The organism is Methylobacterium trifolii, assembly GCF_022179685.1.
Classification (GTDB): Bacteria; Pseudomonadota; Alphaproteobacteria; order Rhizobiales; family Beijerinckiaceae; genus Methylobacterium; species Methylobacterium trifolii.
The window spans coordinates 1-5,693 of the sequence record NZ_BPRB01000257.1 but is presented as its reverse complement, the minus strand read 5'-3'; the positions used below and the strand labels follow the sequence as shown (position 1 = coordinate 5,693).

Here is a 5,693-nt window from a genome sequence, read left to right as displayed (position 1 = left end):
CTGCCAAAGTAGTGCTAGTTGGTGCGCGTCGAAGCTTGGTTGGCAATCGCCGCCGCCTTCTCTAATACGCCGCCGCTCTTCAGGCAGGCGGTGATGCCGGTGGCGCGGGCTGCTGATCCGCATGCCAATCGCGGCGGTCGTGGCCATGGTGGTCGGCCACTCCGAGATGCGGCACGACACCCTGCCCACCATGGCCGGAGCGCAGGCCCTGTACAGGCGCTTCCGCTTAACCCCCAAACCCCCGTATTACGAGACCCCGGTGACCGGCACGCTGTTCCTGCGCCGGCCCCTGGCGCCGCCTGCCGCGCAGGCCGGCCCATCGACGGGCTGACCGCCCGCTCGGCCCGCCACGCCAAACCCCAAAAGAATCAGCCCTGGCGCATCTCGGTTTCGGCCTGGGCGTCCAGGGGGATGTCGGTCTCCTCCGGCAGGCGGACCGTGGCGGCGGCCTGGGCGGCGAGCCCCTCGGCGCGGCCGACGAAGCCGAGCTTTTCGGTGGTGGTCGCCTTGATCGAGACGGCCGAGAGCGGCACGCCCGCGATCTCGGCGATGCGGGCGCGGATCGCCTCGCGGTGGGCGCCGATGCGGGGGGCCTCGGCCAGCACCGTGATGTCGAGGTGGTCGATGCGGCCGCCGCGGGCCCGCACCAGGTCGCAGGCGTGCGCCAGGAAGCGGTCGGAGGAGGCGCCGCGCCACTGCTCGTCGGAGGGCGGGAAGTGGGTGCCGATGTCGCCGTCGGCGATGGCGCCGAGCAGCGCGTCGGTGAGCGCGTGGAGCGCCACGTCCCCGTCCGAGTGGGCGAGCACGCCCCGGTCGGCCGGGATGCGGATGCCGCCGAGCCAGACGTGGTCGCCCGTGGTGAAGGCGTGCACGTCGAAGCCGGTGCCGAGGCGGGTGACGTAGGTGGTCATGGGAGCAATCCTCGCAGGCGCCGCGAAGGCGCGGTCGGCCTCGATCAGGTCGGCGGGTTGGGTGATCTTGCGGTTGCGCAGGTCGCCCTCGAACACCACCACGGGGAGGCCGGCCCATTCGGCGAGCGCCCCGTCGTCGGTGAAGGCGTGGAGGTCTTGGGCGGCGGCCGCGCGGTGGGCCTCGATCAGGGCGGCGAAGGCGAAGGCCTGCGGGGTCTGCACCGCGCGCAGGGCCTCGCGGTCCGGCGTCTCGTGCACGCGGCCGATGCCGGGGCCGGCCGGCTCCACCCGCTTGATCGTGTCGGTGACGGGAACGCCCGGCACCGCGGCGCGGTGGTCGCGCCCGGCCGCGATCGCGCGGTCGATCAGGCCGGGATCGAGGAAGGGCCGGGCGGCATCGTGCACCAGGACGATGGCCGGGGCGCCCAGGCGCTCCAGGGCCTCGAGCCCCGCGCGCACGGATTGCTGGCGGGTCGCGCCGCCGGGCACCGGCGGGCCGAGCTTTTCGCGCACGGCGGGGTCGAGGTCGGCCAGGCACTCTTCGTAGAAGTCGGCGGCGTCGGGGGCGATCACCACCTGGAGCCGGTCGAGGCCGGGATGGGCGCCGAGTGCGGCGAGCGTGCGCGTCAGGACGGCCTGTCCGCCGACGCGGCGGTACTGCTTGGGCATCCCGCCGCCGATGCGGATGCCGCGGCCGGCCGCCACGACGACGGCGGCGACGCTCGATCCGGGGCTGGACATGGTAAGGCTCTCGTCCCCCGGGCCGCGCGTCCCACGCGGCCGAACGCCACCGGGCGGCGGCGCCGGCCAGAAATTCTGCCCGTCGTTTAAGCGGGGCAGGGGGCGAAATCAAATCGCCGCGGCGCTTGCGTCCGGGCCGCTTTTGTCTATTTGTTGTGCAGAATGATGGCTGATGATTATTTGAGCGTGCTGGCGGGGCCGAGCGCCCCGGCGAGGCCGCCCCTGGCCCTGCTGGCGCCCCTGTCGGGCGTCACGGACCTGCACATGCGCCGGCTCGCCCGGCGCGCTGGGGCGAGCGCCGTCGTCTCGGAGATGGTGGCGGCCGTCGAGTTCGCCCGCGGCGCCGCCGAGGCCCGCCTGCGGGCGGACGGCGACGGGGTGGACCTGCACGTGGTCCAGCTCGCCGGCTGCCGGGCGGAGCCTCTGGCCGAGGCGGCGCGGCTGGCCGCCGGCAGCGGCGCCCACGTCATCGACGTGAACATGGGCTGCCCGGCCAAGGTCGTGACCGGGGGCGCCTCCGGCTCGGCGCTGATGCGCGACCTCGACCACGCCGCCCGCCTGCTCGCCGCCGTGCGCGGGGCGGTGAGCGTCCCCGTCACCGTGAAGATGCGGCTCGGCTGGGACGATGCGAGCCGCAACGCCGCCGACCTCGCCCGCCGGGCGGAAGCTTTGGGGCTCAACGCGGTCACCGTGCACGGGCGCACCCGCCAGCAATTCTACAAGGGCAGCGCCGACTGGGCCGCGATCCGCGCCGTGGTGGAGGCGGTGTCGATCCCGGTGATCGCCAACGGCGACGTGGGCGATCTGTCCGGCGCCCGCGCGTGCCTCGCGGCCTCGGGGGCGGCCGGCGTGATGGTCGGCCGCGCGGCGGTCGGCCGGCCCTGGCTCGTCGGCGGGATCGCGGCGGCGCTCGCCGGCCGGCCGGTGCCCGAGCCGTCCCGCGCCGTGCAGCACGGGATCGCGGCCGAGCACTACGCCGGGCTGATCGCCCTCTACGGCCGGGGCATGGGCGTGCGCCACGCCCGCAAGCACTTGGCCGCCTACGCCGACGCGGCGGGGCGGGGCGCTTTGAGCGAGGCCGAACGCGGCCGGCTGCTCACCACCACGGACCCCGACACGGCGCTGGCGCTGCTCGCCCGCGCCTTCCTCGATCCCGCATGCGCGGTTGCGGAGGCGGCATGAGCGCGGCGGACGACGGGACCGGCCCGAGGGGCCGCGGGGCGCCGGCCGGCGAATCGGTGCTCAACGCCCTGCCGCTGCCGGTCCTCACCATCGGCGGGGACGACCGCATCCTGCATTGCAACCACGCGGCCGAGAGCTTCTTCGACCATTCCGCCCGGCTGATGATGCGCCGGCGCCTGCGCGACATCATCCCCTTCGCCTCGCCGATCAACGCCCTGGTGGCCGAGGTGCGCCGCCGCCGCTCCAGCGTCAGCGAGTACCGGGTGGAGCTGGCCCAGCCCCGCTCCGGGCTGGAGCGCAGCGTGGACGTGTTCGCGACTTCGCTCGGCGACGACGGCGACGTGGTGCTGATGCTCCAGGAGCGCACCATCGCCGACAAGATGAACCGGCAGCTCACCCACCGGGGGGCGGCCCGCTCGATGGTGGCGCTCGGCGCCATGCTCGCCCACGAGATCAAGAACCCGCTCGCCGGCATCCGCGGCGCGGCGCAGTTGCTGGAGCAGTCGGGCGCGGAGGACGACCGGGTGCTGACCCGGCTGATCTGCGACGAGTCGGACCGGATCGTACGCATCGTCGAGCGCATGGAGCTGTTCGGCGACGAGCGGCCGGTGGAGCGGGGCGCGGTCAACGTCCACGGGGTGCTCGACCAGGTGAAGCGCTCGGCCCAATCGGGGTTCGCCCGCCACATCCGCTTCGTCGAGACCTACGACCCCTCGCTGCCCCCGGTGCTCGGCAACCGCGACCAGCTCATCCAGGTGATCCTCAACCTGGTGAAGAACGCGGCCGAGGCCATCGGCGGCGATACGGTCGAGGGCGAGATCACCCTGTCGACCGCCTTCCGCACAGGCCTGCGCCTGCAGGTGCCAGGCTCGCGCGAGCGCGTGAGCCTGCCGATCGAGGTGGCGGTGCGCGACAACGGGCCGGGCATCACCGCGGAGCTGCTGCCCGACCTGTTCGACCCCTTCGTCACCACCAAAGCCCAAGGTTCCGGCCTCGGTCTTGCATTGGTGGCCAAGATCGTCGGCGATCACGGCGGCATCGTCGAGTGCGATCCGGCCCCCCGCCGCACCACCTTCCGCATCCTGCTGCCCATGTCGAGCGCCCGAGACGGCCGCGAAGCGACCGTCGAGGCCTGACATGCCGGAGGTCGAGTAAGAGTCATGCCCAACGGCAACATCATCGTCGCGGACGACGACGCGGCCATCCGCACGGTCCTCAACCAGGCCCTGTCGCGGGCGGGCTACGAGGTCCGGTCCACCGGCAACTGCGCCACCCTCTGGCGCTGGGTGGCGCAAGGGGAAGGCGACCTCGTCATCACCGACGTGGTGATGCCCGACGAGAACGTGTTCGACCTGCTGCCGCGGATCAAGCGGGTGCGCCCCGAACTGCCGATCATCGTGATGAGCGCGCAGAACACCTTCATGACCGCGATCCGAGCCTCCGAGCGGGGCGCCTACGAGTACCTGCCGAAACCCTTCGACCTGAAGGAGCTGATCGCCATCGTCGGCCGGGCCCTGTCGCGCCCCCGCGGCACCGTGGCGCCGGGCGCCGGCCCCGAGAACGAGGACATTCCCCTCGTCGGCCGCTCCCCGGCCATGCAGGAGATCTACCGGGCGCTCGCCCGCCTGATGCCGACCGACCTGACGGTGATGATCACCGGCGAGTCCGGCACCGGCAAGGAGCTGGTCGCCCGGGCGCTGCACGATTACGGCCGTAGGCGGACCGGCCCGTTCGTGCCCGTCAACATGGCCGCCATCCCCCGCGACCTGATCGAGTCGGAGCTGTTCGGCCACGAGAAGGGAGCCTTCACCGGCGCCCTCCAGCGCTCGGCCGGCCGCTTCGAGCAGGCCGAGGGCGGCACCCTGTTCCTCGACGAGATCGGCGACATGCCGATGGAGGCCCAGACCCGGCTGCTGCGGGTGCTGCAGCAGGGCGAGTACACCACCGTCGGCGGGCGGGTGCCGATCAAGACCAACGTGCGGATCATCGCGGCCACCAACAAGGACCTGCGCATCTCGATCCAGCAGGGAATCTTTCGCGAGGACCTGTTCTTCCGGCTCAACGTGGTGCCTCTCCGGCTTCCCGCGCTGCGCGAGCGCTCGGAGGACGTGCCGGACCTGGTGCGCCACTTCTTCATCCAGGTGGAGCGCGAGGGCCTGACCCGGAAGATGGTGGACGGCGACGCCATGGAGCGGCTCAAGCGCTACCGCTGGCCCGGCAACGTGCGCGAACTCGAGAACCTCGTCCGGCGCCTGGCCGCCCTCTACCCGCAGGAGACCATCACCGGCCCGGTGATCGAGGCCGAGCTCGACACCCTGCCGCTGGCCCCGCCGTCCTCCGGCCCCGGCGGCACCGGCACGCGCAAGCCGGCGGGCGATTCCGAGACCCTCTCGGGGGCGGTGGAGAGGCACCTGTCCGACTACTTCTCCGGCTACCGGGATACGCTACCGCCGCCCGGCCTCTACCACCGCATCCTGCGCGAGATCGAGGGCCCGCTGATCGGCGCGGCCCTGGCCGCCACCCGCGGCAACCAGATCCGCGCGGCAGAGCTTCTGGGCGTCAACCGCAACACCCTGCGCAAGAAGGTGCGGGACCTGGATCTTCAGGTGTTCCGCACGGCGCGCTGATAGATTGCGGCAAAGGCGTTTCCCTCGCCTGCAGCGGCTACCGTATTCACACATCGCGACGCTGGGTGACGAGGCGCGGGTCCCCTCTTCCGCACGGGAGAGAGGGACATGGTGAGGGATGCGACCTCTCCGGCAGAGACCTGGGTCCCTCACCCCAACCCTCTCCCGCACGGGCTACCGTATTCACACATCTCGCGATGATGGCGGAGGAAACGCGGGTCCCCTCTCCCGT

Annotated in this window: 5 protein-coding genes; 4 read left to right on the top strand and 1 reads right to left on the bottom strand. The window is 72.6% G+C overall.

Features of this window, described 5'->3' with window-relative positions; all coding sequences use genetic code 11:
• Nucleotides 1-121: 121 nt before the first annotated feature.
• On the top strand, nucleotides 122-331 hold the full coding sequence (locus tag COGEMETH_RS20680) for a hypothetical protein (protein WP_238184486.1): 210 nt from the start codon (nucleotides 122-124) through the stop codon (nucleotides 329-331).
• A gap of 37 nt (nucleotides 332-368) precedes the next feature.
• Here the strand turns inward: COGEMETH_RS20680 and COGEMETH_RS20675 are convergent, their stop codons facing one another.
• The gene (locus tag COGEMETH_RS20675) at nucleotides 369-1,652 is read right to left on the bottom strand and encodes a bifunctional 2-C-methyl-D-erythritol 4-phosphate cytidylyltransferase/2-C-methyl-D-erythritol 2,4-cyclodiphosphate synthase (protein ID WP_238184485.1); all 1,284 of its coding nucleotides are present in this window, start codon (nucleotides 1,650-1,652) and stop codon (nucleotides 369-371) included.
• Nucleotides 1,653-1,814: 162 nt separating this feature from the next.
• Here COGEMETH_RS20675 and COGEMETH_RS20670 point away from each other — a divergent pair, with 162 nt between their 5' ends.
• From COGEMETH_RS20670 to ntrC, 3 genes are read left to right on the top strand one after another with little or no spacing between them, the layout of a single operon-like run.
• Nucleotides 1,815-2,834 carry a tRNA dihydrouridine synthase gene (locus COGEMETH_RS20670; protein WP_238184484.1) on the top strand — a complete coding sequence of 340 codons (1,020 nt, stop codon included), beginning with the start codon at nucleotides 1,815-1,817 and terminating at the stop codon, nucleotides 2,832-2,834.
• Nucleotides 2,831-3,970, top strand: coding sequence for a two-component system sensor histidine kinase NtrB (locus COGEMETH_RS20665; RefSeq protein ID WP_238184483.1), 1,140 nt, complete (start codon nucleotides 2,831-2,833; stop codon nucleotides 3,968-3,970). Before COGEMETH_RS20670 ends, COGEMETH_RS20665 begins: the two co-directional genes overlap by 4 nt.
• Before the next feature lie 24 nt (nucleotides 3,971-3,994).
• Nucleotides 3,995-5,461 carry a nitrogen regulation protein NR(I) gene (gene ntrC / locus COGEMETH_RS20660; protein ID WP_238184482.1) on the top strand — a complete coding sequence of 489 codons (1,467 nt, stop codon included), beginning with the start codon at nucleotides 3,995-3,997 and terminating at the stop codon, nucleotides 5,459-5,461.
• Nucleotides 5,462-5,693: the final 232 nt, after the last annotated feature.